Origin of the sequence: Tychonema sp. LEGE 07196 (assembly GCF_963890365.1) — a bacterium.
Classification (GTDB): Bacteria; Cyanobacteriota; Cyanobacteriia; order Cyanobacteriales; family Microcoleaceae; genus Microcoleus.
The window spans coordinates 23,864-50,287 of the sequence record NZ_CAWPRX010000064.1; the positions used below are offsets into that span (position 1 = coordinate 23,864).

Here is a 26,424-nt window from a genome sequence, read left to right on the forward strand (position 1 = left end):
AAATTCGGTTCAGTCAATATAAAAAAAGCTTATGTTTTTAGCGGCTGAGGGGTAACTGTTAGCTGCACGGGGATTATACAATTTTAGATTGTAGAGTTTAGATTGTAGAGTTGGCCATAACTTACTCTGTATAAGTTCGGATATTGCCCACCGCTGTATTGTTTGTAAAAAATGGAAGTATTAGGGATTTAAAACTTGTTTTTGTAATAATGGTTGAGTTTTTAGCTATTTGGTTTCTGCAAGCGGACTGTGATGCAAAATCATTAACTGCGACTTGCTAAGGGCTTCTAGCTTCTAGCGCGTAGGTACAACCTTGCAAATCGCTAAACTCAACTTCAACAAATTCTGCATCATATTCATCAATTACTGTTCCCACTCGAACCCGATATAAGCTCTGTTCTGGTAAATCTTCTAGTGCGAATGCAACGACATCAAGCAGTTTGATGGTGAAGTTCATTTTTAGATACCTCTTTCACGGAATATAGCCTTTCTAAAAAAGGTAAGGAGTTGAAATTTTAGATTTTAGATTTTAGATTGAGGGATTGGTGAATTGAGGGGTTTAACTGGTTCCCAGGCTACAGCGAAAGGAACCTATATCCAGAGGCTCTGCCTCGCTTCGGAAATTGGAGGCAGAGCCTCTGGAGCTGCGTTACTAGGCTCTGCCTAGTAACGAGTCAACGAGTAAAACAAATCAACGAGTAAAACAGTTTCTCAGTCAGGAATTCAGTCCTTTTTGTTTTATCCTCGCGTTTGACTTTGCTGAATTTCTGCTAACAGCATCTCTTGAGTTTTCGCAGGTTCTTTGCAAGTCAAACACTCGCAAACTAACCCGATCGCACCTTCAGGCAAATCCGCCTCAATCTGACAAACAGCAGTCGGATAATACTGCGAAATTAACCCAGTAATCAGGTCGGGCGAAGTGCGAATCAGGGTAGAATTTTGATACCAGTCGATCGCCGAAAGCAGACTCGGACAAGCTTGGGGAGCATCTCGGACAATACTGCTAAAAGCTTGCAAAGCTTGTTCGGCGCGATCGAGATATTCTAAATTCGGGCCCAGCAAGGCCAAGCGAACCAAAGAGGCGATCGCAATTCCATTCGCCGCCGGAGTTGCATTGTCTATATAACTGCGTTCCCGCACCAACAAATCTCCGCTGGCATCCTTAGCAGTATTGTAATACCCTCCCAATTCTACGCTCCACAAAAACTCATCAAACTCTTCTTGTACCAGCAGAGCTTTCTCCAACCAAAATTGAGAATTCGGCAACTGTTTTGCCTCTTCCCCGCTGCCTAAAATCAAACTCGCTTGATGCAAATCCAACAAAGCTTTCACAAACAAAGCATAATCTTCCGACTGTGCAGCCACCGCCGATTGTCCGTCATAATTCAGCCGCTGAAACCGCCCATTTTGCCACTGATTGTCTAAAATAAAATTAGCAGCATTCACCGCCAATTCCAGATAGTCCAAATTCCCAAAAACAGCCGCCGCCCGCGCCAAACCCGAAATCATTAAACTATTCCAAGCAGCAATCATTTTCGTGTCAGTAACTGCCGGAATTCTACCAGGCCAACTTTCATTCTTAGCTTCTTGATTGTTGCGGGCTGGGGGAAAGGTTTTCACAGTATCGGGATTGCCGCCGTAGCGAACAGCAAAAAGTTTAGCTAAAGCTGTTTCTACCGTGTCGCTGAGTTTTCCCGGCTGGTAGCGCTGCAAGACATTTTTGCCTTCAAAATTGCCGCCGCGAGTCACAGTAAACTGTGCTTGAATTTCCGCTAATTCCTCAGCAGTTAACAGTTGTTCTAGTTCGGCGTAACTCCAAACATAAAATGCTCCTTCTTCCGGTTCTGACCCCCCCGTTGCCCCCCCTTGGTAAGGAGGGGTTAAATTTTCTGCCCCCTCTTCGTAAGGAGGGGTTAAATTTTCTGCCCCCCCTTGGTAAGGAGGGGTTAAATTTTCTGCCCCCCCTTGGTAAGGGGGGGTTAAGTTTTCTGCCCCCCCTTGGTAAGGGGGGGTTGGGGGGGTAAAACTGTCGGCATCCTGTGCGGCGTAAAAATAGCCTGCGGTTGCGGTCATTTCTCGCTTCAACCATTCTACTGTCCGCGCGATCGCACTTTCAAAAGCCGGTTCTTGGATTCCCGCACTCCACAAATTTGCTAAATACTCAACAATTTGACCGTTGTCATAGAGCATTTTTTCAAAGTGCGGCACAGTCCAAGTAGCATCAACCGTGTAGCGGTGAAATCCGCCGGCTACGTGGTCGTAAATGCCGCCCAATGCTAAGTCTAATCCGCGCTGAGTGCAGACTTGTTTGCTGTCGTATTTTGAATCAAAATTAAAGCGCGTTCCCCGCAGTGCTAGCTCAGCGTAAGGCATCATTGGAAAACTCGGCCCGGGATTGCTGCCGGCAATAATTCCGGTGTTGAGTTCCCAACCTTTTTGGAAGATTTCGCGATTTAGTTCTGCCGTTCCTGCTGACAGCGCTGCCGACTGTTGGAGGTTGTCTAAAATCTCTGCTTTGAAGGCTTCTACTTTGCCTTTTTCTGTGTCGTAAAAGCGACGAATTGCTTGCAAAACTTCTAAAAATGCTGGTCTCCCGTAGCGGGCTTCTACGGGGAAATAAGTGCCGCCGTAGAAGGGAATTCGCTCGTCGGGAGTGAGAAAAACGTTGAGCGGCCAACCACCTTGACCGGTCATCATTTGCAAGGTTTGCATATATATGCTGTCGATGTCAGGGCGTTCTTCGCGATCGACTTTTATCGGTACAAACTGCGAATTCATGTATTGGGCGATCGCGCGATCGGAAAATGCTTCCCCTTCCATCACCGTGCACCAGTGGCAGCTAGAATAGCCAATTGACAGGAAAATCGGTTTATTTTCGCTCCGGGCCGTTTCTAAGGCTTCGTCGCACCAGGGCCACCAGTCGATCGGATTTTCGGCGTGTTTCCGCAGGTAAAGACTTTGGGATTGAGCAAGACGGTTGACCATAATCAAATATACTTTAACTCGTACTCAGTAAGCTTGTCACTTCTCTAGCAGTTTAGCGCGAGATGTTTTAATTGAGTTGTTGCTGATAATTATGTTTTAATATTATTGCTGATTATCTCTATCTAACATGAGTTTATCATCTCGCAGAACCTTCAATCAACAGCTAGGACAATTTTTGCTGAGTGCTGCTGTTCCTCCTGCTGTTCTCAAACTGTACCAAACTGCATCCTCGGAACAAGCTTTATTAGAAACTAATCTTAACAATGCTCTGGCCAAAGCAGACCCAGAAATAGAATTATTAGTCCCGACATTTTTAGGTAACGACAAACGCCGTTTCTACGGCAGAGGTATTCCGAAAAGCTTGAAGTTGATCGACAAATTTGAGCTAGGAAGCGGACGGACTTTTCTGGGAAGGCGATCGCAAACTTGGAGCGGCGCGGGTTGGACTGGACAGCCAACAATTACCAGAGACCGGGGTAAAAGTTATTTAATTATAGGTTCTTTCGACCACAATTTGCGAAAAATAGATATGGCTACCAATAAAGAAGTTTGGCGCTATAAATTTGATGATATAATCAAAGGTTCATCAACAATTTATATCGATGAAAAAGCCAGCGCCGAAAACAGAATTGTGATTTTGCAAGGCAGCCGCAGCGGCGGTGGTGGCAAAAGTGTCGTGCCGAGTTTTAGGGCAATATCTTTTAGAACCGGCAAGGAACTTTGGAAACTGGACATCAGGAGAACGCCCAGCTACAGCCAAGATAACGATAGCAGTGCTTTGGATATCGGCGGTGGCGTTTTGTTCAATGCGGGGGAAAATGCGATCGGCTATTTTATCGATAGTTCCACAAGCAATGCCAAGCTCAAACAAGGAATTAAACAACCAAGAATCTTGTCAGAAGTACAACTTTATGCAGCAGCAGATATCAGCAAGCACGGCGGCAACTTGGTAGCAGAATCATCACCGTCTAGGCTAAAAAATAGAATATTTATAGCTGCTGGTTCCGGTCATATTTACGGTATTAGCATTGAAACAAAAAAGATTGTGTGGGATTTTTATACAGGTTCAGATTTGGATGGAAGTGCTGTAATTTCTAAATCTGGAAAACTATTTTGTGCGATTGAGAAACAATACATTCAGGGTAACGGCGGAGTCCTCAAACTCAATCCTAATAAGGAACCGAATGCCAGTGTCGAATGGTTTTTGCCTACTGGAAACCGCCGGCTTTCTAGTTGGGAAGGCGGGATAATCGGTTCGGTGGCGTTGAACGACGAGTACAATCCTGGGGGGTTTCCAGCGCTGTTTGCCACAAATGCGATCGACGGCAATTTGTACATCGGTTCCCAAGATATGATTACAGGTAAAAAAAATGCTGTGCCTTGGCGAAATCAGTCTTATGATACTCCGATAATAGTCTTTAAAAAAGAGATTGGCTCTTCAATTTCAACTCCGATTTTTACCGATGGCAATAAACTAATTAGTGCTGGATACAACGGTGTTTATTTGTTTGAATTGAAGTGGGAACGAGCGAAGTCTGGAGATAAAAATGCTTTGAAAAATGCTAAAGGCGAGTTTTACCGTTTGAAAGTAAAAGAATCGGGGAGATTTAAACCTGGTTTATCCTTTGAGGCCACGCCTGTTGTTTGGGACGGAATTGTCAGGATTTGTGCGAGAGACGGGTGGATGTATACTTTAGGTTAGTCAATAGTTATTGGTTGTTGGTTATTGGTTATTGGTTGTTGGTTATTGGTTATTGGTTATTGGTTATTGGTTGTTGGTTGTTGGTTGTTGGTTGTTGGCATTACTACCAATGAGCAATGCCCTTAGCCCAATGCGTCAACTCAAATGTCCGGGTGTTGAAATCCGCCAATGTCCCCACCTGCCGTTTAACTGCGGTTATCTCTATCATAGAAATGATGTCAGAAATTATAGGAAACTTGTTATATGGCGACCAATGACAATCAAATAAATCAAATTTACGGTTCGGAGGATGCTCAAGGTATTTTACAGCTTGCGATCGCCCGCCGACAAGACGAAGGCGAACTTTCCCGAGTCCAGTTGTTCGAGATAGCAGCGGAATTGGGCATTTCCGAACAGGATATCGTGGCGGCGGAACAGCAATGGTTAGCCACCAGAGGAGAAGTTCAAGAAAAACTGGTTTTTAACACTTACCGTCGTCGCAAATTGCAGAAAAATGTGACAAAGTACGGCATTATCAATGGTTTTCTAGTTTTGTTTAATCTAGCTGGATCCCACGAGCTTTCTTGGTCGCTTTTCATTTTACTAACGTGGGGCTTAGGATTGTCACTAAATGCTTGGAATGTTTATCAAACTGAAGGCGAAGATTACGAACAAGCGTTTCAGCGGTGGCGTTTGAAGAAACAAGTCGGAGAGTCTATTGGTACTGCAACGAATAAGTTTATGAAGTGGTTGCAATCGTGATTTGCTATGGTAAAAAACGCGATCGCCCTTTTTTACTTCACACTGGTGAAGTAATTCGGATTTTAACTCGTTACTGGAAAGAGTAATTGTTAAGGTTTTTTCTTTAACCGCATCCCCAAGTGCGATCGCCCTTTATTGAGTTACACAATGAAGGACACTGCAATGACGTGTCCCTAAAAATATCTATCTTTTAGTCCCTCCCGTCAGTCGATCGCATTCTCTCCTCGCCAAAAACCTAACTTTCCGGCTGCGAATCGCCATTAGTAGCATCTTTAATCACAGGACTAATTAAGGTCGATCGCCAACCTTGACGAACTTCCGAACTCAAATACTTATTCTGCACAACCTGCCACTTTTGCCAAGCTTCGTAGCGCTTTTTCGCCAATAAATCCGCCAGTTGCGGCAACTCTTTTTGCAAATCGCGATCGACAAAATCTGTCAGAAACTCCCCTAAAACTTCACAATCTTGAATATCGCCCAAACATTCCTGAACAGCTTTCAAATCATCCACATAAGCTTCATAAGTCTCGCCGTAAAAATTATCAAATAGATTCATCAAATAGCGAACCCGCTTGGCTTGCTTCCGCAAATCGTGCAGAATATTTCCCTCCGCTGTTAACTTCTCTTCCACAGCCGACTCATTCAAATCATCACAAACTTTAACTTGGCCATCCTCATATTTTGTGCTCAGCAGCCAAGCCGGATGCAGGAAAAATTCGCTGACTTGAGGTAGCAGTAAATCTGGCAAAACTTCAGCAATTGGCAAATGTTCGATCGCCCGAAACTGCGGTTTTTCCAGCCAATCCTCGATCGACTTTTTCAGCGATTGGTAACTTTTGCGTTCCAAAACAGCCCTCACCTCTTTCAAAGCCCGGCGCCGCTGTTTGAGTAAATCCAATACAGCCTCATCCAAAACTTCCTGTTCCTGGGGCGGCAAATTTAGGTAATAGCGGTTTTGGAGACTTTCGAGCATTACGTCCAAGTCCCTGAGAGTTCCCAGAATCCGCCCCACTTTACCAATTTTGCGTTCAGAAGCTTCTTTTGGCCAATCTAAAACCGGAGCAAAACCCGTTACAGCCGATCGCAAACGCCGCAATCCTACGCGCATTTGGTGAAGTTCTTCTGCATCTTTGCCTTTGATAACTTCAGCCTCGTGCGCTATTGTTTTACGAAAATATTTCTCGATCGCACCAGAGGCTGCGTCTCCGAGAGTTTTAACTTTGCCTGATGTTTTTACGTTCATGATATATGTAGAGTCCACTTTCGCGATCGACTTTATTTGTGATTTCAATGCTTAGCTAATAAAGCGTTATATCTTAGCACCGATTTTTTATTTATACGCCAGCAATAATAATTCTTAATGTAAGGTGCTTGATAATTTATACAAAATCTAAAATCTTCAATCTAAAATCTAAAATCTTCAATCTAAAATCTAAATTCCCTCCCTCGCGCTTGGGCAAATAAAAATCCGATTTGTGGCGCGCTTTCCCAAACAGGTTAAGATTGCTGCAAACCGATATTTATTCGCAAAAGAGAGAGAGAGGGTGCGATCGGGAGGACAAGTTTTAAATTAAATCAAGTCCAGCTTGTCCGAATTCAAAGAGGCAGTTTAGCCTTTCCAGTTCTTTTCAGATTGTTCGAGCACGTAGGTTACGAGATCGTCGATTTGTTCGGGCTTCAAGCGGCCGGCAAAAGCAGGCATAGCATTTTTGCCCTTAATTATCTGAGTAGTGATAGCTTCGATGGAATTCATGCCGTACTTCTCAAGAGCATCCTTTTTCAAGGTTTTCATTGCCATAACCACGTTGCCGCCACCGATGTGACAAGCAGAACAGTTGGCGCTAAAGAGTTTAGCTCCGTTAGCAGCATCGCCGGCCAAAGCAGGGCGGCCGAAGCCGACGGTAAGAATTGCGATCGCTAACAGGGCGATGGATAAGAGTCTTTTCAACACAGTTCTCCTCTAATGGACACCTTTGAAGGTGATTCTTTAGTTATTTTACCTGTTTATTCAGGCACAAACACGCAGTCGCGATCGGGATTTTTCTAGTAATTTACACTTTTTGACAAAAAGCCGTTCAACTCTCCAGATTATCCACGCCCCAGCCCGGAGCCTTCTGAGCAGCCCGGAGCACAAAAGCAGCCAAATTTTCAATCTCATCCTGCTGCATCCAGCTTTCCGGCACTTGGCGGCACCAAAAAGTTTCCTCACTACCGTCATAAGTCATGGGCTCTCTCAGATACGCCACCAAACTATTGATGCTGGTGCGCGGAGGCGTTGCCCCCTCCAGAGCAGTCAATGACAAAGATACAGTCGGATCGGGCAAAGTTGTTCCCCCAACATGACAGTTGAGGCAGCTTTGCTCAAACAACCGCTTACCGGAGGACAAATCCTCAGCCGAAAATAACCGAGTGTTTCCCTGTGCGTCCAATTCCAATGGCACAGGTTCGGTGACTTTCAAATAACGAGTCACGTAAGCATCAGAAGCAGCCAAGGTTGGTTGAGGTGCCAGCAGCACCAACGGCAAAATAATTAAAATTCCCAACAGAAAGCAGACAAAAACACTAGGACGCTGCATGACGCACTACAACCTTTTGCGATATCAATGATTAACAAGTAAATTTTAGATTTCGGATTTTAGAGCGAAAAACGACCGGCCAGCAATGCTTGCAAAATCCCAGCCCTCTCCCAATCCAAAATCCAAAATCTAAAATTTAACATCAATTAACGAGCGCCTTTACCGCCAGCCCACTGCTCGCCAATTATTTTGGGCTGCAACAGAATGTGACCGGCAATCGCGTACAAATCCTCTTCTGAGAGATTTCTCATCTCTGCAAAAATATCCGCACTCTTCATGCTCGGATGCAGCTCGGAAATCTCCTCAAAGCCGTCATAAGTGGTGGGATTTTTCATAAAGTCCACCAGCGACTCAATATTGTTGCGGGGTGGGTTGGCCAAAGCCAGAGTTTTGGGACTCAAATTGACGTTCTGGTCAGTTTTTGTCATTCCCCCAGCGTGACATTGAGCGCAGGCCGAGTTAAACAGGCGTTTGCCTTGCTGAACTTGTTTGAGGCTCAGCACCACCGGAGCGCCCTTGTCATCTAAAGTCACAGTGCGAAGTTCCGGACTCAGTTCGATAGCCATCGCGCTGCTGACAAATAACTGAAATGTCAAGAATACAGCGGTCAGAGCAATGAAATATCTTTTAAGCATGGTTCTCCTTAAAAAAATCCGACAAATTATTGAAAGCTAAAAGAGTGTAGACGGCCAACAGATTGATCTTGAAAATTCCTTCCTGCTGCAACAATTGGCAACAATTTGTGCAGCCGTACCCCAACGTCGAGGTAGAGGAATTTTGCTATCTAATCTGGAATCCCTTTTGAGTCGCGCCTTTTTTCGAGAGCGGACATAATTGCCTTAACATCTTCCAAAGCCAAACGGGTTTGAGGATGCTTGTAGGCAATTTCCAACTCGTCGCACAAGCGGAGCACGTCTTCAACAGGGACGTCGAAGTCCTCTGCTATTTCTGCGATAGATAGGTCTGCAAAACCCATAATTTTTAGGTCGCTGACTGGTCAAAATTGAGTTGACGGCTATTGACAGAAAGCTGGACAATTTAACAAAGTGGTGTTAGCTCCCAATCTGTTAGTTTGTTCTGAGATTTTGTTCGATCGCCAGCTCACTAACCACTAACTACCACTAAGCATTTTTGCTCACTCAAACTTCATAGCCCATCAACTTCCAACTAATATCATCCCATTGCCGGGTGTTTATTATCAATAGGACTTGAGCGCGCGGGGCTCAAAACCCGGTATTTGGCTGAATTTCTCGCCACCAAACTTGGTGTTTTGCCAATAAACCAGGGTTTTTTGGCAATTTCTCTGAGATTTTGGTTTTGGGCTGGCTCACCAACAGACAATCAGTCGATTTGAGATTTGAGATTTGAGATTTGAGATTTACTCCACAGATGCAATCTGGGGCTTGAACTCTTTTCTAAAATTTCGATCTCTTGACGATAAAAGTCATTGGGCGCTGCATCTGAGCTTAGGGAGAAAGCTTGAGAGCGTGAGTAGGTGCGGGTAAAGCGTGGTGGCCCTCGCCGACATCGAGGGCTGGAAATTCCGATTTTGCCAAGAACGGCTGGGGCTGGTGGAGAGCAATCAGTTGAGCGAGAGTTTTTTTTAATTGAGTCCGGGGTACGATCGAGTCTACAAAACCGTGGGCGAAGGAATATTCGGAAGTTTGATAATTTTCCGGCAGCTTTTCCCGCAGAGTTTGCTCGATTACCCGACCGCCCGTAAAGGCTACTGTAGCTTTTGGCTCTGCAATTATAATGTCTCCCAACATGGCAAAACTGGCTGTGACACCGCCTGTGGTCGGGTGGGTCAAAATTGGGATGTAAAGCAGTCTCGCTTCCCGGTGGCGCTCCAGAGCCCCGGAAATCTTGGCCATTTGCATCAGGCTGAGCATTCCTTCCTGCATTCTTGCGCCGCCAGAGGAGCAGACCACGATCGCGGGTAAACGTTCCCGCGTGGCGTGTTCGATGAGGCGGGTCAGTTTTTCTCCGACCACTGAGCCCATGCTGCCGCCGATGAACTGAAATTCCATAACTCCGAGGGCGACGGGCAAATTTTCGAGTTGACCGATGCCTGTTTGTACCGCGTCTAGGTGGCCTGTTTTTTCTTGAAATTCTCGCAGCCGATCGCTATATTTTTTGCGATCGCGAAATTTTAGGGGATCGGTGGCGTGGAGACCTTCGTCAAGGGGCATCCAGGTATTGGGGTCGATCAACTGTTCAATGCGCTCGTCGCTGTAAACTCTGATATGATGCCCGCATTCCAAGCAAACCATTTGATTTGCTCGCAGGTCTTTGGTATAACTCAGCGCGTCGCAAGCCTCGCACTTATTCCAAAGCCCGTCGGCAATTTCCCGTTCCGGCCGTTCTTGAGAGTTCGGTACAGATTTTCTTCGATTTGCAAACCAATCAAATAGAGACATTAAAACTTGGTAATTGTTAACTGTTGACTGTTGACTGTTAATTGTTGACTGTTGACTGTTGACTGTTAGATTCGGGTTCCTCTTCAATAGGACTGATGAGGAGCGATGCAGTCCGCTGGTCTTCTGGAAGAACTTGCAAAGCTGTAGCACTTCCAGCTCCTAAATAAGATGCTACGCCCAAGTCAACGATGCGAGCTGGGATTTGATGAGCAGCTAGGATCTGCTGCATTAATTCCGCTTCCCAGCGAAAGCTAGTAGTTGTAAGTGTAATCCAAGACACGGAACAATTTTACCAATTATTGAGACAATGTTATGTTCGATCGCGCCGGAGTACCGACATATCAGAAAGCAAAATTCGGGAAAAATAACTGCAAGTAAGTAGATAAGATCGCTTCGCCCCACAGGGCAGTAATTGCTGCACCGAGGGCCAGAAACGGGCCGAAAGGCATGGGTTGACGCCGATCGAGCAATCGGAGGGCGATCGCCCCGCCGCCGACAAAAGCTCCAGCCAAACAGGCTATAAATCCCGCTAACAGCAAGTATTTCCAGCCCAGCCAAGCTCCCATCAAAGCTGCCAATTTGGTATCTCCCATCCCCATAGCAGTCTGCCCGAAGCCGATCGAACCTGCAAGTCCGATCGCATCAAACAGCCACAACCCGACAACTGCTCCCAGAATACCGTCGAGTACCAGATAGTGTACCGATAGCCCGATCGGGCTAAAAGTCGGCCACCAACCTTTCGCCACTTGAAAAACCAATCCGAGCACCAAGCCCGATCGAGTTAAAGAATTGGGCAAAGTCATTGTATCGCAGTCAATCAAAGACAAAGCCAATAGCCAGCTAAAAAAAGCCCAAAACCCCAGAGTTTTTACTGTTATCCCAAACCGCCAAAAAATGAGCAAAAACAGCAAACCCGTAGCTGCTTCTACCAGCGGATAGCGGGCAGAAATCCGACTGCGACAGTGATTGCAGCGTCCCCGCAGCCACACCCAACCGAACACGGGTATATTTTCGTAAGTTCTGAGTTGATTTAAACATTTGGGACAGCGAGAGGGAGGGTGTATCACCGACAAACCCGCAGGCAACCGATAAACTACCACATTCAAGAAGCTGCCGATCGCCGAGCCGACAACAAAGACGATCGCGGTGACAAGGACATTAAAGATTATTTCCATTTAGTTGTTAGTTGTTAGTTGTTACTTGTTAGTTGTTACTTGTTAGTTGTTACTTGTTAGTTGTTACTTGTTACTTGTTACTTGTAGCAGATAGCAATAACTACTTACTAATTACTGATGACCAATTTCCCAACGATTCCAAATCCGTATTATTTACCCCTTGATGATTGAACCGCGAAGATGCGTTAGGCGAAGCCGCGCCTAATCGCTATAGCGCGAAGAGAAGAGTCAGAAGATAAAGGTAATAGCCAAATCCGAGTTGGCATGACTGATGACTAATGACCTATGACTAACAACTAACAAATAACAACCACCAACCAACAACTAATAACCAACAACCAATAACCAACAACCAATAACCAATAACCAATAACCAATAACCAATAACCAATAACCAATAACCAATAACTAATAACCAACAACTAATACATTTGAGATTCAATTTCGTCAAAAGTAACAAAAAGTTCACCAGGCAACAAGACGGGCTGCGAAGCAAAAATTAGCTGACCTCGATTGCTACCTAGACTCACAACTACACCTGCAGGACGCTGCATCTGGTCGGAATGCACTTTCAGATACATACCATAGGCCGATCGAGCTACTCGGATCAAATCCGCAGCTAGCAAGCCGTGACTTTGGGAATTTTCTATCCTAGGTTGGGAGTTGGGCTGGTATCTGGTCACTGGAAATTTATGATAATGGTATTAGTCTAGCTGCCGCATTTTCCGGTTTTTCGGGGCGGATATCCATAGCTGAGATTGATTGTGGGCGATCGAGCAAACCGACGAAACCATCGAAAAATTGTTTCTATCTTTCGAGCCAGATATTAATCAAAATTCTAGCGTTCCTGAAACCTTTTTTGGTCATTATTGCGGTACGAGCCGACCGGAAGATAATCGCTTAATTCCCTCCATCGCCCCACTTTCTCCAAATTTATCGTTTTTTTCGCGGGCAATTTTCAAAGCTTGTTCGTAGGATTCGAGAGCTTTAGCAGATTGACCGAGACTTTCATAAATCTCGCCCATATTGTTGAGCAACCTTCCGATACTTGTCTTGTCTCCGATTGCTTCCAACATCGGTATCGCTTGCTGAAAATAGATCAGCGCTTGAGTATCTTTACCCTGTTTGCGACAGGTAAGTGCCATGTTGTTGAGGAGGCGGCCCACGCCAGCCCTATCTCCGATTTCCCGGCGAATTGCTAAAGCTTGGTGGTAAAATTCCATCGCTCTGTCAAAATCGCCGATGTTGTAGTAAACGCCGCCCATATTGTTGAGGGTACGGCCTAAATCTCGTCGATCGCTCTGTTGGGTGCGAATGACCCGCGCTTGCTGGTAAAATTCGATCGCCTTAGCATATTCTGCCTGTTCTGCGTACACGGCCGCAATGTTATGGAGTGCTTCTCCGATTTCAACTTCGTCGTTGACAGTTTTGGCAAGTTCCAACGCTTCTTCGTGCTGTTTCAGCGCTTCGGGAAATTTGTCGGAAATCCGGTTGATGAAACCCATGAGATTGAGGGTTTGAGCAAGGCGGCGCGCATCGCCTATTTCTCGGTGAATGACTAAAGCTTGTCGCAGAACTTCCAAAGCTTTCGACTTTGAACCCATTTCGCCGTAAACTTCTCCCAGGCGGTTGAGGATTCTGCCGATTTCGGGTTTGTCATTTTGTTGCTTGCGAATTGCCAAAACTTGTTCAAAAGTCTGGATTGCTTCGATAAACAAACCCTCGCGGTGCTGTTTTACTCCTGTTTCAAAGAGTGTGTCTGCTTGCGTTTTGGGTTCAGTTACCTGGGCGCGATCGCTTTTTTGAACCAGCCTTGCATTTATAATAGGGGCAAAGGCCGCAGCGTCTGAGATTGCCAGCAGGCTGAGTGCGGGAGATACAACAATACTTATAGCTGCGACATAGCTGAAGTTGTAAGAGCGGCGGTACACCGATCGAGTCCTCCTAGAGCCAAGTTATAACTATTAAGATAGAGCTTTTTGGCGTGTTCGTCCTAATTTTTTTCTCAGTCGCGCCACTGGCTATACCAATTTCCAGAAATAATGCAACTCGCTTGCAAGCTGCAAACCCATACACAATCAGTCATTCCCAATTTTTTAATCAAAAACCCCAAATTTCAAATCCCATAGGTTAGCTGTTGTCTTGCCAGAGTGCCACAATCAGCGGCATATTGTTGATCTCCCGGATCACAGCCAAGTTTTCGATCGGTTTTGCAATTAGTTATTGGTTATTGGTTATTGGTTATTGGTTATTGGTTATTTCTTATTTGTTATTGGTTATTGGTTATTGGTTATTTGTTATTTGTTATTTGTTATTCGTTATTGGTCAACAGTCAACAGTCAACAGTTAACAGTCAACAGTCAACAGTCAACAGTTAACAGTCAACAGTCATTAGTCATTGGTCATTTGGAAGAAGGCAGGATGCAGGAGGAAGAAGCAAAAATAGATATAAAACAAGCCTTTGATCGATCGCCCTCATAGGTTTAGTTAGATGAATTTATTTAAAATAAAAAAATGCTTTTTACAAAGCCCCAGATGCTCCCTCTTTTTTTGGCTACACTGAAGACGAGCTCAGCGAAAAATGAGTGGAAACAACAAATCTAGGATTGAGTTAAAATCCTAGATACCGTAAATGTATGTTTTATAAAGCTATGCCAGGAACGAGACTTGAACTCGTGACACGTGGATTTTCAGTCCACTGCTCTACCAACTGAGCTATCCCGGCTTGTTTTTTCGCGCTTTACTATCCTAGCAGACACATACACAATTTAGCAAGCACTTTTCTCAACTAATTTTTAGCTCGCCCGGAACCGCCCGCCTGTAAGCTAAAAGCTGCAACCTAAAATCCAAAAATCGCAATGGCACAGCAACATCGGGCTAGCGGGGGCAACAGTCTGCTTGTCTTGGGGACAATTTGGCTGTTGGGGGCAATTAGCGATCGCCTCTGGTTTGCCTTCGATCGCTCTGTACCCGCGTGGGATCAGGCCGAATACCTGACGAGCACGCTGAATTACTGGCAGGCGCTGCAGCATCCTCAGTGGTTTTCGGGGGATTGGTGGACAAACTTCTGGCTGCTTTCGACAAAAATTCCACCCTTGACGTATATCTTAACGGTACCGTTTTTTAATGTTTTCGGTGCTGGGGGCGATCGGGCAACCCTCGTTCATTTACTATTTAGTGCAATTCTCCTCGCCTCAGTCTACAGTCTGGGCGTCAAATTATTCAACAGACAAGTCGGTTTGTGGGCCGCTGCAATTTGCGTTTTGTTACCGGGACTTTATCGGTTCCGCTTGCAATTTTTGCTAGACTATCCCCTCGCTGCTGCGATTACTTTTTGTTTCTATTGTTTGACAATGTGGAAGCAGGAAGGTTCGGCAGCGGATTTGGTAGCGGATGTAGCGGATAGAAGAAATCAGGAAAAGGGTAAAAAGTTTTACCTGAGTCGATTATCTTTCTTTTGGGCGATCGCCTTTGGAATTTCTCTCGGCTTATCAATATTAGTTAAACACACTACAGTCTTATTTCTGTTTGCCCCGATAGTCTGGTTAGCCGCGGGTGCTTTGCGGCAAAAAGCTTGGGGAAGATTAGGTCAATTAGCTGGTGCTTTGTTGCTGTCGGTGGCAGTGTTTGGGCCCTGGGCAAAAACCAATTGGCTGTTAATTTTGACCGGGGGAAAACGGGCAACGCTGGATTCTGCGATCGCCGAAGGAGATCCAGCCCTCAATAGGATCGACGCTTGGATTTACTACATTCAGCACTTACCCGAACAGCTTTCTTGGCTTTTGTTACTGATTCCCTTAGTTGGATTGATATTTTATTGGCTCCGCAGGCAAAATAGTTCGTCAATATTTCATCTCAACTCCTGTCGGTGGCTGGCTATTTTTTGGGTAGGAGCTTATTTAATTAATTCTTTAAATATCAACAAAGACGACAGATATGTGATACCTTATTTGCCAGTATTATCTATTTTCTTAGCCTACTGTTTAACACTGTGGCCTCCGCGTTGGGGGCGACAAATTCGCTGGGGAACAATTGGTTTAGCAACTTTGACGATGCTGCTGCATATGTGGCCGGTGGGCGGTGCTGTTGGACATAGCTTAGTTCAACTTGTTAGCCCCGGTAATTCTAGCTATCCTTACTTGGGGAAAGAGTGGCCTCACCGAGAGGTTATTGCAGAAATTCTTGCTGCGGAACCTTATTTGCAATCTACTTTAGGCGTGTTGCCTTCCACGCCGGAAATTAATCAGCATAACTTGAATTATTACGGTGCTTTGGCGAATTTTCAGGTGTACGGGCGGCAGGTGGGAACGAATTTAAAAGAAGTGCCGCAAGATGTGCGATCGCTTTCTTGGTTTGTCACAAAAACAGGCCCGCAAGGTTCGATTCGGGAAAAAATTAAAAAAGCTCAAAATGCTGCGGTAGATACAATTGAAAAAGGGGAAGATTTTCAGTTAGAAAAAGCTTGGTTTTTGCCTGACAATACTAATCTAAATCTTTACCGCAAGCGACGGCAGCCTGTTGAAATACAGCCGTTGAATGAAGCGCGAGCGCAAGTACAATTAGAGCAAGTTACTGTTACGGGAAAAGCGATTCCCGGAGTCGCACTGCCGGTTACTTATATTTGGTCTGGGCCTTGGCAGCAGTTGCAGTCTGGTTTAGTGTTGGTAACGTGGAAACATCGGCTAGCTAGTGATATCCTAGAGTCGGGACAAGCTTTAAGGATTTTACACGATCGCGCGATCGCCCAAGGGACTTTACATCCGGGAATTCTGCAAGCAGATAAATTTGCAGTCGGGTTTCGAGTTGTCGATCGCACGGCGATGCTAACTCCTGCTAATATTGCACCGGGAAGTTACAACCTGCAAGCTACTTATCTGAACCGAAAAACCGGCGAAACTTATCCGCTCAAGGTGCCATCGGTAACAATTCAAATCGATCCAGAACCGATAAATATGCCTTCCCAAACCATTCCGGGGAACAAAAACGATCAAAAGTTGAAAATAGTCCAGACTCTTCCCGATAACGAGGACAAGCCGGAATTAGATTTAGTGACTCAATTGCGGGCGATGGCAGTTAATTTACCGAAAGGATTAACCAGTTTAGAACCCATATTCGAGCAGATTGGACGCATTAATCAGTACGATCCAACTCAAGATTATACAGTGCAAGCGGAACAAGCACTAGAATATAGGTTGAAGCAAGAACCTAACAATCTAGAATTCGCTTATGCTTTGGCATTTTCTCGGGTATTGCAGCAAAATGTCAAAAGTGCGATCGCAGCCTTAGAAAAAGTCACCAAACTCGATTCTCAAAACCCTTATGCTTATGCTTATCTCGCCTTCGTCCAGCTTTACGGATGGCATCCCCAAGCCGCTCAAAAAGCCTTAAAACCCGCTCTCGCCCTCAATCCCAACCTACCAGAAATTAGAGTTTTAAACGGTTTAGCCGCTCTAATGCAAGGCAATCTCATCCAAGCGTGGCAAGATTTGCAATTCCTCAAACAGTTGAAAATTTAACAATTATTAGGAATACCAAAAATGTGGTTTCACGCGCTATTTATAGCAGCAAAGTGCGGTGTACTTCGCCCTACTAAATTCCTTCTTCCTTCTTGCTAATGACATCAAATCCGGTAGCATTGGAATGATATAGTACGAGAGTCCCCGAAGAGCGAAGTCGATAGCGAGCGAGGACGATCGCACTATCAATGATTAAAATATATAGCAATCCTTGCAGGAGTCGTAAATATTTTTACCCCACCCCAACCCTCCCCGCGAGTTCGGGGAGGGAGTAAGAAATTCACAAATAATTTAGGATTGCTATATAAGTCCGATGCTATCGGAAACGATATGACCAATAACCAATAACTAATAACCAATAACTAATAACCAACAACCAATAACCAATAACCAACAACCAATAACCAATAACCAATAACCAATAACCAATAACCAATAACCAATAACCAACAACCAATAACCAATAACCAATAACCAATAACCAACAACCAATAACCAACAACCAATAACCAACAACCAATAACCAATAACTAATAACCAATAACCAATAACCAATAACTTCCTCATGAATCAACTAAGAATAGTTTCTCTAATTCCCAGCGCCACCGAAATTGTAGCAGCTTTAGGATTAACCGATGCCATTGTCGGCCGTTCCCACGAATGCGACTATCCCGCAGAAATCCAGAATTTACCTGTTTGCACTCAGCCTAAATTCAATCCCGAAGGAACTAGCAGCGAAATTCACAACCGCGTCACAGAATTGTTGCAAAATGCGCTCAGCGTCTATAAAGTAGAAATAGATACTTTAGAAAAATTGCAGCCAACTCACATCATTACTCAAGCTCAATGTGAAGTCTGTGCTTGTTCTCTGACAGAGGTTGAACAAGCAGTCAGCACGCTGGTAAATAGCCAGCCGGAAATTATTTCTTTGCAGCCAAATTTGCTAGCAGAAATCTGGACGGATATTGGGCGAGTTGCTGCTGCTTTGGGTGTCGATGCTCAAAGTACGATCGCACTTTTGCAATCCCGCATCGATGCTATTATCTTAAAAACCGAAACATTAACCGTTAAACCCACAGTAGCCTGCATCGAATGGATTGAACCTTTAATGGCTGCAGGAAATTGGATTCCCGAATTAGTAGCAATGGCGGGAGGCAATTCGCTATTTGGAATAATCGGGCAACATTCCCCCTGGTTAAAATGGGAATCCCTAGTTGAAGCTAATCCCGATATCATTATTTTCATGCCCTGCGGCTTTGATTTAAATCGCACTCGCACCGAAGCAATGCCGATAGCTCAATACACAGAATGGCAAGATTTGCAAGCAGTCAAAACCGGGAAAGTTTACATAACTGACGGCAATTCTTACTTCAACCGGCCAGGGCCGAGATTGGTGGATTCCTTAGAAATTTTAGCAGAAATTATCCATCCCGAAATCTTCGATTTTGGCTATCTTGGTAAAGGTTGGCAGCCATTTTTGCCAGTGTCAGCAGCTAGCTAAAACTTTATCTATACCAATTCAGAATTGCCTGCCTTAAAAATAAGGACACAACAATGTTGTATCCCTACAAAATACCTGTATTTCACCCGATATCAGTTAATTGCTGTAGGGAAACGGCACTGCCGTTTCCGGGGTAATGCGTTCATTGTGTGCCATAAAAATAAGGACACAACATTGCTGTGTCCCTACAAAATACCTGTATTTCACCCGATATCAGTTAATTGCTGTAGATGCAAAAAAGGCTAATCCTACATGGAATCAGGGGGCATCAAAACTTTGTCAATTACGTGAATAACGCCGTTGCTAGCTTTGATATCAGCTTTCACAACATTAGCGCCGCCCACAGTAACTTTGCCGGGAGCAACTACCACTTTCACAGGCATACCTTCAACAGTTTTAACCTCACCGGACTTCAGGCTAGTAGATAAAACCGCACCAGAAACAACGTGGTAAGTTAAAATCTTAGTAAGTTTGGCTTTGTTAGCTGGTTTCAGCAAATTTTCCAAAGTTCCCTTTGGCAAAGCAGCAAAAGCCGCGTCTGTCGGTGCAAAAACAGTGAAAGGGCCTTTTCCTTTGAGAGTTGTCACCAAACCTGCTGCTCCCAAAGCCTTTGTCAATGTCTTGAATTGAGCGTCACCAGATGCAATAGCGACAATATCCTTAGTGGCGGCCATTGGTGTCGGTGCTGCTGCAGTTTTCACATTTCCTGCAACTTGTTGAGTTTGAGTTGCATTAGCAATAGTTGTATTAGAGTTGATGTGAGCCCAAGCCGGGAAAGCAATCAACGCGCTAGCGCCGATTACTCCTGCCAAACCTGTGAATTTTTTGCTCCAGCTAGGTACATTTTGATTTTTCATTGGGCTGAGATTTCCTTATGAGAATAAAAGAGTGAACATGAATACTTGTGTTAGCCAAATTACCACAAAAGATTGGGTTGCAAAGGCTAACGTATAGAGAAAATTTTCGGGGATTTTCGATCGCACCAAAACTCCCTTAATATAACGTAAACTTAGCTAAAAAGTGTCAACCGCTAAATCGGTAACTCAAAACCTCAATCACCGAACCGGTTTGGGGTAAGTCAGCAGGTTTAATCGAAATCGTGTCATTATTCAATCGGCGCACCGGCGTACCATCCATCAGCGCCAAAAAGTCATCTAGCGGCACTAAATCGCACGCTGCTGCATCGGCGGCTTGGGTTTTGTAATGCGTGGGAATCACCATCTTTGGTTTGAGAATTTGCAAAGTTTGCTTTGCTTCCGCCGGAGTGTAAGATTTCGGCCCTCCGCCCACGGGAATCAGCACCAAATCCGGCCGCCCGATTAGGATTTGTTCTTCAATGCCGATCGCGCCAGCAACTCCACCCAAGTGTAAAATCTTAATACCCGCTTGCTGCCACAGCCAAGCCACATTGATCCCAAATCGCCTGCCGCCCTCCCGGTCTTTTTCCGTGCGAATCCCTTGAATCCTCAGCCCGTTAAACCGATAAGCCCCAGGCTCGTACAAAAGGCCGGGATTGCCCGAAAATCCGTCCACCGCCCCTTCATCAAGCAATCTGCTGCTAATCAGAATCAAATCAGTGGGTACTTTGGGAGAGCGATAGCCAGCCGTACAGCCCAGGGGGCGAAAAGGATTCACCAGCACCCTCGCACCGCCACCGGCGAACAAAAAGCAAGTGTGGCCCAACCACTGAACCGATAAAGAATCAGCAGTTTGAGCTTGATAGCTTTCCCATCCAGATGGTAAACCAGTTGCTATAGCGGCTAGCAAACCCGTCTGTGCGTAACGTATTAATTGTCGCCGTTTCATCTTGTGGTTGCGGTTGTCGGGTGTTGGTCGTCTGTTGTTATACCACAAAACACAGTAAGTCGATTTTCGATTTTCGATTTTAGGTTTGAGATTTATATTGTGTGCGATCGCCCTGACAGCACTACAATATGGATCGCACGCGCGAACCGCAGCGATTTCTTCCTGCTTCCTCCCATCCCTTACATCCGTTACAAAAGAAGCGGACGTACTTGCTTCTTACAGTCTTTCTAAGAAATTTCGCAATAACTGCTTTCCCGAAGCAGTCAAAATACTTTCCGGGTGAAACTGCACCCCTTCAATGTGCGGATATTCCCGGTGCCGCACGCCCATAATCGTGCCATCTTCAACCCAAGCCGTAATTTCCAAAACCTCTGGAAAACTCTGCTTTTCAATTACCAAACTGTGATAGCGAGTTGCAATCATCGGCGATTCCACTCCCACAAAAACTCCGACTCCTGCGTGTTCTACCTGAGAAGTTTTGCCGTGCATCAACACTGGTGCAGAAACAATTTTGCCGCCGAATACTTGACCGATACTTTGATGTCCGAGACACACGCCCAAAATTGGCATAGTCGGCCCCAATTCTTTGATTAATTCTAGAGAAATTCCCGCATCTTCCGGCCGCCCCGGCCCCGGAGAAATCACTACGGCTGCTGGCTGCAATTGTCGAATTTCTGCTAAGGAGATTTGGTCGTTGCGATAGACTTGAACTTCGCTGGCTGCGGGCAACTCGGCACCTAGTTCTCCTAGATACTGTACCAAATTGTAGGTAAAACTGTCGTAGTTATCGATGACTATAATCACTGGTTAATTGGGATTTTTGGTTAGAGATTTTTGGTTGGAGATTGATATCAAATCCTGTTCGGTAGTCTAGGAAGAATCGAATCGCGAAGACGCTTGTAGTGCGTTAGAAAGGACGTACATCTTCTGATTTCTCTGACTTCGCGTTCGCGTGCCTCGCGGTTCATTCGATCTTACCACCTATTAGTTATCATTCTGATACAACCGGATTTGATATGACTGGCGGTTTGAATGCAATAGTTAGAAATTTTTAGAGATACAACCAAGATTTAAATAGCTGCAATATGTACGAATCAAACTAAAAACTTCAATTTGGTTATCCCAAACCTCAAATTTTTATCGCTCAATAAGTTATACCAGTTTCAAAATAGAATGCAACTGCGGACAAATTTCAAAACATGATAGTCATAAGTCATTTCCCATTGAAAATCTTCAATGCGAAAATCGAAAATGGCGTTACTGACGGACGATCGCAATTTGAAGCACTTCCCATAACGGAGGAAGCAGGAGTGCAGCAGCAACAATTGCCGCAGCCATTGCCGATACCAGAACTGCTCCGGCCGCGCAGTCTTTGGCAATTTTGGCGAGTTCGTGGTAAGATTGCCCGACCGTTAAGTCTACCACCGATTCGATCGCCGTATTCAAAAGTTCCATTGCTAAAACTATACCAATGGTGACGCCGATCACAGATATTTCTACAGGTTTCAGTTGCAAATATAGCCCTAGTCCGATCGCCAAAGTGCCTATAAAAGTGTGAATCCGAAAATTTCGCTGAGTTTCAAAAGCATAACTCAACCCACCCCAAGCGTATCTAAAACTCGTAGCTAAGCTTGATGCAATTTTCCAGGACAGTTCTCGCTTGTATTTCAAGGCTTTTTTCGGTTCGTTGTCTGTCACACTCGAAGAGTCTTGAGGCACGATCGCAATGTGTGCAATGTTTGATGAAATAGAGGGTCGCTCTAGTGTCATAAATAACCAACTTTAAGTTACAGAGATGAATGAAAGCTAGACTTTTCAAATTTACTTAATCAAGTCTAGTTAACTTTCCTAAGTTTTTACTAAAGTTTTGGTGTAATTTCAGAAAGTTATGTTGGGCTTGATGTGATTGGTTAAGTAACCATCAACTTCAGCTATGCTGTTTGGATCTCAATATCGATCGCCCGCAGCAGTGTTTCTTGTCTGTCTAGCATTTGAGTCAGACTCTCCTCATCCGGGTGATCCCAGCCCAAAAGGTGTAGAAAACCGTGGGCTGCGAGCCAAGCTAGTTCGGTCTTCAGGGGATGTCCTTGCTGCTGGGCTTGTCGCTGAGCCGTATCGATCGAGATTACGATATCACCCAAGTATAAGGGTTCAGAGGACTGCATTTCCTCTAATTGAGGACAGTCTACCTCTAAAGCTGCAAAAGCTAGTACATCCGTCGGTCGATCGAGCTGGCGGTACTGGGCGTTGAGGGCTTGGATATCGGCATCGGCAGTTAAACGCAGGCTGACTTCGTAGCCTGGGGCGGATGGCACATCCGCCTCTTGGTTTTCCAGCCAAACGCTAAACCAATTTTCCCAAGTTTCCGTTGAAATTTCCCCGCTGGCTGCACTTTCAGGGAGGTTTGCACCGTCGGCGGACGATCGGGCTAGCCCGTAACAGTCTTCGACGTTCACCTCAATTAGCATTTTCAGCATTTTTTGTCAAGCAATTTATTCAATTTTTGGGCAATTTCACATTGGGCAGGCTAATCGACTTTTTGCTTTTAGCTGGCAGATTACAGGAATCTGTGGAAGATTGCAACGGGTCGATCGCGCGATCGGACAAAACGGCCCGCTATGGAACCCGCACAGGCGCGTGAGTGTGTGTATCGACGAGGTTTCCAGCGCCCGGTGTTCTAAGAATTGAAATAGCGATCGAGAAAAGCCAAACCGACAAGTACGCCCAAAAGTCCAGCCGCCGTCAAAGCAAAATGAAACAAAGAAGTCGCGCGCTTGCGAACCATATTCCGCATCGCCAGCTTGACATAACTCGGTGGAGGTGCATTGTTTGTCGGCGCTGTCGGAGTTTCGGCGGCGAGCTCTTCGGAAGCGGGAGTTGTGGAGGGAGGTTGACTCATAGCGGTTAGTTTAGAAGGTTAACAGAGGGGCTGCTGAAGACAGACTCGCCACGATGGTAACAAAAATGTAACGTTTTGTGTAGGATTTTTTAGGTTTTCAGAGTACCGCAGGCCCATTTAACGGGAATTATACCAACAGATTAATGTGCGATCGGACTGATTATCACTTCGATATTTTATTTTCCTCTTGAGATACACGAGGATAAATTAAATTCCCGATCCGCGTTCCTCAGCGGTTTAACAAAAATTTTTTAATTGTCAAGTCGCTTTTTCAAGCGACACTCACTTGAGTTAACTCACACGAGTGTCACCAGAAAAAGCGACTGTTAACCAATCGCGACCGGCAGTTATTCATAGATATAGCCACGGAAAAACACAAACAAAATTTTCCGGCTAAAGACCAAACCACAAACTTAAATTACTCTGACAAAAACATGGAAGTTTCGACCTTTGAAATCCTCACAAAGCCGATCGCACCTGTGATTGGCATCCCTCCAGAACTCATCCCAGTTGCTCGCCGAGTCGTTCAGGGATACTTTCTCACTATCTCCAATCTCGAAGCGATCGACTTGCGATATCGGATTGAGTTTACCGTTAGCTTACCCGTGCCGGCAGATCCTAATAAAATCTTGCTCAACAACGCTATTTTAGTTGTTGACGTTGAAGGCAATAACACCCCTGTAACTCTGACTCAGCAGCCGGGAAAACCGAAGGTATATCGAGGATTTTTCACAATACCCGCTCACAAAACTGCATCTGTTGAATTGTTGCCAATTCTGCCAGGAAGTTTGACCCCAGGTTTGTTAGAAGTGCGCGGATATGTCTCCTTGTTTTTGCCGCCGCGCCGCAGCTTTCCGTTCTCTGTACCGCAAAGCGAAAAACCAGTCAAGGTATTATTGAATCCCGAAATTCGCGGTACTTTCTTGCCGAATGGTTTCCCATCAGTACCTAATCCTTCACCAGACTTCGATCAAATTAGTTACACTTTAGCGATCGCCAGTGGAAAAGCCTTGAACGAGATTCCTCCTGAACCTGGACAACCAATCATCATCCATTTGCCAATTGTTGCGCCGATTTTGGAAGAGTTACGCAACGGTACTTTGGACTTGCCTAGTTTGGACGCTGACAATTCAGAAAAAGCTCAAATGCTAGTGCAACTGCTGGCTCAAATCGATACCAACGATGTCAATTTGAAGGAGCTAAATACAGTGATGGATAAATTCGACATTCCTGTCAGAATGTCTCGCAGCTAGAACGGTTGCTAAGAAACTGTAGGGTGAGTAATGCGATCCTACAGTTTCTTACGTTTAATTCAGCCCGCTTATACACTCACTGAGCTTTATTAAAATGTCGAACTCATTTAAATTTCAGCCGATTTCTTTTAGTTGGGTAGCTGTTCACCCGCAGCCCAAAGGTATTGTTCAATTTATTGGTGGAACTTTTTTTGGTAGTTTGCCAACTTTGTTTTATCGATATTTTTTACAGCAGTTGTTTGAAGAAGGTTATACCGTAGTTGCTTTGCCGTTTAGATTTACTTTTCGTCACTGGCCGATCGCTATTGGGTTATTAAAAGAGCAGGAGATACTGAGAACAGAACTGACCGAGATTGCTCAAAGATTAGGCTATGAAAGCGAAATTTATCAAGAACCATCGAGTTATTTTTGGGTAGGTCACAGTCTGGGATGCAAGTACATTGCTCTTTTAGAATTTTTAAGCGACGATCGGTATCCAAATATTGTGGATCAATTCTGCGATCGCCCTGACTACGAACAGATTCAAAGGTTAATCGAAAATCTGGGCATCGACCGACCTTCAATTAAAGGCCAGCCGTCCTTATTACTTGCTCCTGATATCAGCAATACAGAGAGCGCTATTCCACTGCGATCGCTAGCACAATTTTTAGACAAATTCCGCTTAGGAGTGTTGCCAACCAGAGAACAAACTCAATGCTTTGTTGCTAATAGCTCTCTGTTTAATTTGACAGCCATAATTTCTTTCGGTCGAGATGATATTGCTGGTTCTACCAATGATATCAACAAAAGTCCAGAACAACAAAAAATCAGCGATGTACTTTGGCTGATAGAACAGCTAAGTGATAGACAATTGCCATTATTGAGCCAGGAAATAGAAGGGAAACATTTAGAGCCAGTGGGCATCAAAATTGGCAATTATATTGTTGACCTCAATCCTTGGGATAAATTCATTAAACCTCTAAAAAGCCGATTTCTTGAATATTGGTCTGTTCATTTTTTGGATGCTTTGAAAAAGCGGTTAGGCGCTTAACTATCAGTTGTTATTTGCGATCGCCCTTTCAATCCCCTTTCCCGCAACAAAGCATCCGCCCAAGCAGCATCGGCTTCCGACAGTGCGGGAAGGGCTGCGGCGGTGTAATCTATTCTAAAATCATAGGCGGCGCGATCGTACACTGTATTCAACAACGCCTGCAAATCTACAATTGGTTCCACATCGCCCGCGCGCAAAGGCAAGGGAAACTGAGGAATCATATCCGGTAAATTGAAAAGGTACAAATCTGCCAAAGGCCTTTGATTTGCCCGACTCACTAAAATCCGATAACTTCCCTCAATATCGTTACCAAAAACTGGTAGAGGTTGGTAACTTCGTAGCAAGTCAATCTCTACCATGTGACTCCGACTACCAAACACCTTTTCTCGCTTTTCTTCATACATTTCTCGCCCTTTCCCAGGACGCTTGTTGGCGGGTGACAGCACTTCAATCACTGTCACAACTTCCCTAGTTTCTGTATCTCGCACCTCTAGATAGGCTTCCCTAAATTCGACAGGTACTGGCACTCTTACTTTCAAAGCTGTTACAGGTGGTGCGGCAACTGCGATATTAGAAGAAGTAGGGTTTGTTTGAATTGGAGAGCGCTGCACGGTGACATCAGGAATCCCCACTAATAGGGAATTTTCCCCGCTAATCTCATAAACTCTTTTTTCAATATCAACGATATATCTTGGCAGCAACTGCGGCACTAATGATTCAAAAATGCTACTAATTAGCAAGTGATGTACTTGGGGCCAAAAGTCAGGACTTTCTAAATAGGGATTCATCCCCGGAAATGGATTAGGCATAGTAATATATT

Annotated in this window: 28 protein-coding genes and 1 tRNA gene; 7 read left to right on the forward strand and 22 right to left on the reverse strand. The window is 44.9% G+C overall.

Annotated features, from left to right (window positions below; translation table 11 throughout):
• Positions 1-277: 277 nt before the first annotated feature.
• Positions 278-457, reverse strand: a complete 180-nt coding sequence (locus AACV78_RS08115; protein ID WP_228042112.1) for a DUF4926 domain-containing protein — start codon at positions 455-457, stop codon at positions 278-280.
• Positions 458-738: 281 nt separating this feature from the next.
• Positions 739-2,985 (reverse strand): thioredoxin domain-containing protein, encoded by a 2,247-nt coding sequence (locus AACV78_RS08120; RefSeq protein WP_228042114.1) that lies wholly within the window; start codon positions 2,983-2,985, stop codon positions 739-741.
• 127 nt (positions 2,986-3,112) lie between these two features.
• Here AACV78_RS08120 and AACV78_RS08125 point away from each other — a divergent pair, with 127 nt between their 5' ends.
• Positions 3,113-4,687 carry an outer membrane protein assembly factor BamB family protein gene (locus AACV78_RS08125; protein WP_194011676.1) on the forward strand — a complete coding sequence of 525 codons (1,575 nt, stop codon included), beginning with the start codon at positions 3,113-3,115 and terminating at the stop codon, positions 4,685-4,687.
• A gap of 243 nt (positions 4,688-4,930) precedes the next feature.
• Positions 4,931-5,428, forward strand: coding sequence for a 2TM domain-containing protein (locus tag AACV78_RS08130; protein WP_194011675.1), 498 nt, complete (start codon positions 4,931-4,933; stop codon positions 5,426-5,428).
• Positions 5,429-5,663: 235 nt separating this feature from the next.
• Here AACV78_RS08130 and AACV78_RS08135 read toward each other — a convergent pair whose 3' ends face one another.
• The 10 genes from AACV78_RS08135 to AACV78_RS08180 all read right to left on the reverse strand — a co-directional run bounded on the left by AACV78_RS08135 (position 5,664) and on the right by AACV78_RS08180 (position 13,530).
• Positions 5,664-6,671, reverse strand: coding sequence for a CHAD domain-containing protein (locus AACV78_RS08135; protein ID WP_194011674.1), 1,008 nt, complete (start codon positions 6,669-6,671; stop codon positions 5,664-5,666).
• Positions 6,672-7,037: 366 nt separating this feature from the next.
• A complete protein-coding gene (gene petJ, locus AACV78_RS08140; RefSeq protein ID WP_194011673.1) occupies positions 7,038-7,376 on the reverse strand; it encodes a cytochrome c6 PetJ in 339 nt (112 codons plus the stop codon).
• A gap of 127 nt (positions 7,377-7,503) precedes the next feature.
• On the reverse strand, positions 7,504-8,004 hold the full coding sequence (gene psbV2 / locus AACV78_RS08145; protein WP_194011672.1) for a photosystem II cytochrome PsbV2: 501 nt from the start codon (positions 8,002-8,004) through the stop codon (positions 7,504-7,506).
• A gap of 146 nt (positions 8,005-8,150) precedes the next feature.
• Entirely contained in the window at positions 8,151-8,639 is a 489-nt protein-coding gene (gene psbV, locus AACV78_RS08150; RefSeq protein ID WP_194011671.1) for a photosystem II cytochrome c-550, read from the reverse strand.
• Between the two features lie 149 nt (positions 8,640-8,788).
• Complete coding sequence (locus tag AACV78_RS08155; protein WP_194011670.1) at positions 8,789-8,980, reverse strand: translation initiation factor IF-2; 192 nt, start codon at positions 8,978-8,980, stop codon at positions 8,789-8,791.
• A gap of 490 nt (positions 8,981-9,470) precedes the next feature.
• Entirely contained in the window at positions 9,471-10,424 is a 954-nt protein-coding gene (gene accD / locus AACV78_RS08160; RefSeq protein WP_194011669.1) for an acetyl-CoA carboxylase, carboxyltransferase subunit beta, read from the reverse strand.
• 37 nt (positions 10,425-10,461) lie between these two features.
• On the reverse strand, positions 10,462-10,704 hold the full coding sequence (locus tag AACV78_RS08165; protein WP_194011668.1) for a hypothetical protein: 243 nt from the start codon (positions 10,702-10,704) through the stop codon (positions 10,462-10,464).
• A gap of 61 nt (positions 10,705-10,765) precedes the next feature.
• Positions 10,766-11,599: a prepilin peptidase gene (locus AACV78_RS08170; RefSeq protein ID WP_194011667.1), complete on the reverse strand. Its 834-nt coding sequence runs from the start codon at positions 11,597-11,599 to the stop codon at positions 10,766-10,768.
• A gap of 422 nt (positions 11,600-12,021) precedes the next feature.
• Complete coding sequence (locus AACV78_RS08175; protein WP_194011666.1) at positions 12,022-12,282, reverse strand: hypothetical protein; 261 nt, start codon at positions 12,280-12,282, stop codon at positions 12,022-12,024.
• 183 nt (positions 12,283-12,465) lie between these two features.
• On the reverse strand, positions 12,466-13,530 hold the full coding sequence (locus AACV78_RS08180; protein WP_194011665.1) for a tetratricopeptide repeat protein: 1,065 nt from the start codon (positions 13,528-13,530) through the stop codon (positions 12,466-12,468).
• A 370-nt stretch (positions 13,531-13,900) separates the two neighbouring features.
• On the opposite strand from AACV78_RS08180, the gene AACV78_RS08185 reads away from it, so the two are divergent.
• On the forward strand, positions 13,901-14,080 hold the full coding sequence (locus tag AACV78_RS08185) for a hypothetical protein (protein WP_194011664.1): 180 nt from the start codon (positions 13,901-13,903) through the stop codon (positions 14,078-14,080).
• Positions 14,081-14,251: 171 nt separating this feature from the next.
• On the opposite strand, the gene AACV78_RS08190 is transcribed toward AACV78_RS08185, so the two are convergent.
• A tRNA-Phe gene (locus AACV78_RS08190) sits at positions 14,252-14,324 on the reverse strand.
• A gap of 133 nt (positions 14,325-14,457) precedes the next feature.
• Between AACV78_RS08190 and AACV78_RS08195 the strand changes: the two genes are divergently transcribed.
• Complete coding sequence (locus AACV78_RS08195) at positions 14,458-17,115, forward strand: phospholipid carrier-dependent glycosyltransferase (RefSeq protein WP_194011663.1); 2,658 nt, start codon at positions 14,458-14,460, stop codon at positions 17,113-17,115.
• A gap of 73 nt (positions 17,116-17,188) precedes the next feature.
• Here the strand turns inward: AACV78_RS08195 and AACV78_RS08200 are convergent, their stop codons facing one another.
• Positions 17,189-17,323, reverse strand: a complete 135-nt coding sequence (locus AACV78_RS08200; RefSeq protein WP_255513009.1) for a hypothetical protein — start codon at positions 17,321-17,323, stop codon at positions 17,189-17,191.
• A 140-nt stretch (positions 17,324-17,463) separates the two neighbouring features.
• Complete coding sequence (locus AACV78_RS08205; RefSeq protein ID WP_228042115.1) at positions 17,464-17,670, reverse strand: hypothetical protein; 207 nt, start codon at positions 17,668-17,670, stop codon at positions 17,464-17,466.
• Between the two features lie 10 nt (positions 17,671-17,680).
• Here AACV78_RS08205 and AACV78_RS08210 point away from each other — a divergent pair, with 10 nt between their 5' ends.
• A complete protein-coding gene (locus tag AACV78_RS08210) occupies positions 17,681-18,616 on the forward strand; it encodes a cobalamin-binding protein (protein WP_194012219.1) in 936 nt (311 codons plus the stop codon).
• A 248-nt stretch (positions 18,617-18,864) separates the two neighbouring features.
• Here AACV78_RS08210 and AACV78_RS08215 read toward each other — a convergent pair whose 3' ends face one another.
• The 6 genes from AACV78_RS08215 to AACV78_RS08240 form a co-directional block, all read right to left on the reverse strand.
• On the reverse strand, positions 18,865-19,473 hold the full coding sequence (locus AACV78_RS08215; RefSeq protein WP_194012218.1) for a fasciclin domain-containing protein: 609 nt from the start codon (positions 19,471-19,473) through the stop codon (positions 18,865-18,867).
• Between the two features lie 166 nt (positions 19,474-19,639).
• Positions 19,640-20,422, reverse strand: a complete 783-nt coding sequence (locus tag AACV78_RS08220; RefSeq protein ID WP_194012217.1) for an MBL fold metallo-hydrolase — start codon at positions 20,420-20,422, stop codon at positions 19,640-19,642.
• A gap of 216 nt (positions 20,423-20,638) precedes the next feature.
• Positions 20,639-21,226, reverse strand: a complete 588-nt coding sequence (locus AACV78_RS08225) for a glutamine amidotransferase-related protein (protein ID WP_194012216.1) — start codon at positions 21,224-21,226, stop codon at positions 20,639-20,641.
• A gap of 453 nt (positions 21,227-21,679) precedes the next feature.
• Positions 21,680-22,192, reverse strand: a complete 513-nt coding sequence (locus tag AACV78_RS08230) for a diacylglycerol kinase family protein (protein WP_194012215.1) — start codon at positions 22,190-22,192, stop codon at positions 21,680-21,682.
• 161 nt (positions 22,193-22,353) lie between these two features.
• Positions 22,354-22,890 carry an rRNA maturation RNase YbeY gene (gene ybeY, locus AACV78_RS08235; protein ID WP_194012220.1) on the reverse strand — a complete coding sequence of 179 codons (537 nt, stop codon included), beginning with the start codon at positions 22,888-22,890 and terminating at the stop codon, positions 22,354-22,356.
• A 209-nt stretch (positions 22,891-23,099) separates the two neighbouring features.
• A complete protein-coding gene (locus tag AACV78_RS08240; protein WP_194012213.1) occupies positions 23,100-23,321 on the reverse strand; it encodes a DUF3285 domain-containing protein in 222 nt (73 codons plus the stop codon).
• Positions 23,322-23,755: 434 nt separating this feature from the next.
• On the opposite strand from AACV78_RS08240, the gene AACV78_RS08245 reads away from it, so the two are divergent.
• Both AACV78_RS08245 and AACV78_RS08250 read left to right on the forward strand, forming a co-directional pair.
• Positions 23,756-24,574 (forward strand): hypothetical protein, encoded by an 819-nt coding sequence (locus AACV78_RS08245; protein WP_194012212.1) that lies wholly within the window; start codon positions 23,756-23,758, stop codon positions 24,572-24,574.
• A 94-nt stretch (positions 24,575-24,668) separates the two neighbouring features.
• Positions 24,669-25,604 (forward strand): DUF1350 family protein, encoded by a 936-nt coding sequence (locus AACV78_RS08250; RefSeq protein ID WP_194012211.1) that lies wholly within the window; start codon positions 24,669-24,671, stop codon positions 25,602-25,604.
• On the opposite strand, the gene AACV78_RS08255 is transcribed toward AACV78_RS08250, so the two are convergent.
• Entirely contained in the window at positions 25,601-26,413 is an 813-nt protein-coding gene (locus AACV78_RS08255; protein WP_194012210.1) for a DUF4058 family protein, read from the reverse strand. The genes AACV78_RS08250 and AACV78_RS08255 overlap by 4 nt on opposite strands.
• Between the last annotated feature and the right edge of the window lie 11 nt (positions 26,414-26,424).

What these genes read in the sequence shown, in the direction of transcription:
- AACV78_RS08170 (WP_194011667.1), bottom strand. Translation starts at nt 11,599, where the DNA reads ATGGAAATAATCTTTAATGTCCTTGTCACCGCGATCGTCTTTGTTGTC.
- AACV78_RS08155 (WP_194011670.1), bottom strand. Translation starts at nt 8,980, where the DNA reads ATGGGTTTTGCAGACCTATCTATCGCAGAAATAGCAGAGGACTTCGAC.
- accD (WP_194011669.1), bottom strand. Translation starts at nt 10,424, where the DNA reads ATGTCTCTATTTGATTGGTTTGCAAATCGAAGAAAATCTGTACCGAAC.
- AACV78_RS08250 (WP_194012211.1), top strand. Translation starts at nt 24,669, where the DNA reads ATGTCGAACTCATTTAAATTTCAGCCGATTTCTTTTAGTTGGGTAGCT.
- AACV78_RS08125 (WP_194011676.1), top strand. Translation starts at nt 3,113, where the DNA reads ATGAGTTTATCATCTCGCAGAACCTTCAATCAACAGCTAGGACAATTT.
- AACV78_RS08255 (WP_194012210.1), bottom strand. Translation starts at nt 26,413, where the DNA reads ATGCCTAATCCATTTCCGGGGATGAATCCCTATTTAGAAAGTCCTGAC.
- psbV2 (WP_194011672.1), bottom strand. Translation starts at nt 8,004, where the DNA reads ATGCAGCGTCCTAGTGTTTTTGTCTGCTTTCTGTTGGGAATTTTAATT.
- AACV78_RS08195 (WP_194011663.1), top strand. Translation starts at nt 14,458, where the DNA reads ATGGCACAGCAACATCGGGCTAGCGGGGGCAACAGTCTGCTTGTCTTG.
- AACV78_RS08135 (WP_194011674.1), bottom strand. Translation starts at nt 6,671, where the DNA reads ATGAACGTAAAAACATCAGGCAAAGTTAAAACTCTCGGAGACGCAGCC.
- AACV78_RS08240 (WP_194012213.1), bottom strand. Translation starts at nt 23,321, where the DNA reads ATGAGTCAACCTCCCTCCACAACTCCCGCTTCCGAAGAGCTCGCCGCC.
- AACV78_RS08120 (WP_228042114.1), bottom strand. Translation starts at nt 2,985, where the DNA reads ATGGTCAACCGTCTTGCTCAATCCCAAAGTCTTTACCTGCGGAAACAC.
- AACV78_RS08210 (WP_194012219.1), top strand. Translation starts at nt 17,681, where the DNA reads ATGAATCAACTAAGAATAGTTTCTCTAATTCCCAGCGCCACCGAAATT.
- AACV78_RS08115 (WP_228042112.1), bottom strand. Translation starts at nt 457, where the DNA reads ATGAACTTCACCATCAAACTGCTTGATGTCGTTGCATTCGCACTAGAA.
- AACV78_RS08130 (WP_194011675.1), top strand. Translation starts at nt 4,931, where the DNA reads ATGGCGACCAATGACAATCAAATAAATCAAATTTACGGTTCGGAGGAT.
- AACV78_RS08230 (WP_194012215.1), bottom strand. Translation starts at nt 22,192, where the DNA reads ATGACACTAGAGCGACCCTCTATTTCATCAAACATTGCACACATTGCG.
- AACV78_RS08215 (WP_194012218.1), bottom strand. Translation starts at nt 19,473, where the DNA reads ATGAAAAATCAAAATGTACCTAGCTGGAGCAAAAAATTCACAGGTTTG.
- ybeY (WP_194012220.1), bottom strand. Translation starts at nt 22,890, where the DNA reads ATGCTAATTGAGGTGAACGTCGAAGACTGTTACGGGCTAGCCCGATCG.
- AACV78_RS08245 (WP_194012212.1), top strand. Translation starts at nt 23,756, where the DNA reads ATGGAAGTTTCGACCTTTGAAATCCTCACAAAGCCGATCGCACCTGTG.
- AACV78_RS08220 (WP_194012217.1), bottom strand. Translation starts at nt 20,422, where the DNA reads ATGAAACGGCGACAATTAATACGTTACGCACAGACGGGTTTGCTAGCC.
- psbV (WP_194011671.1), bottom strand. Translation starts at nt 8,639, where the DNA reads ATGCTTAAAAGATATTTCATTGCTCTGACCGCTGTATTCTTGACATTT.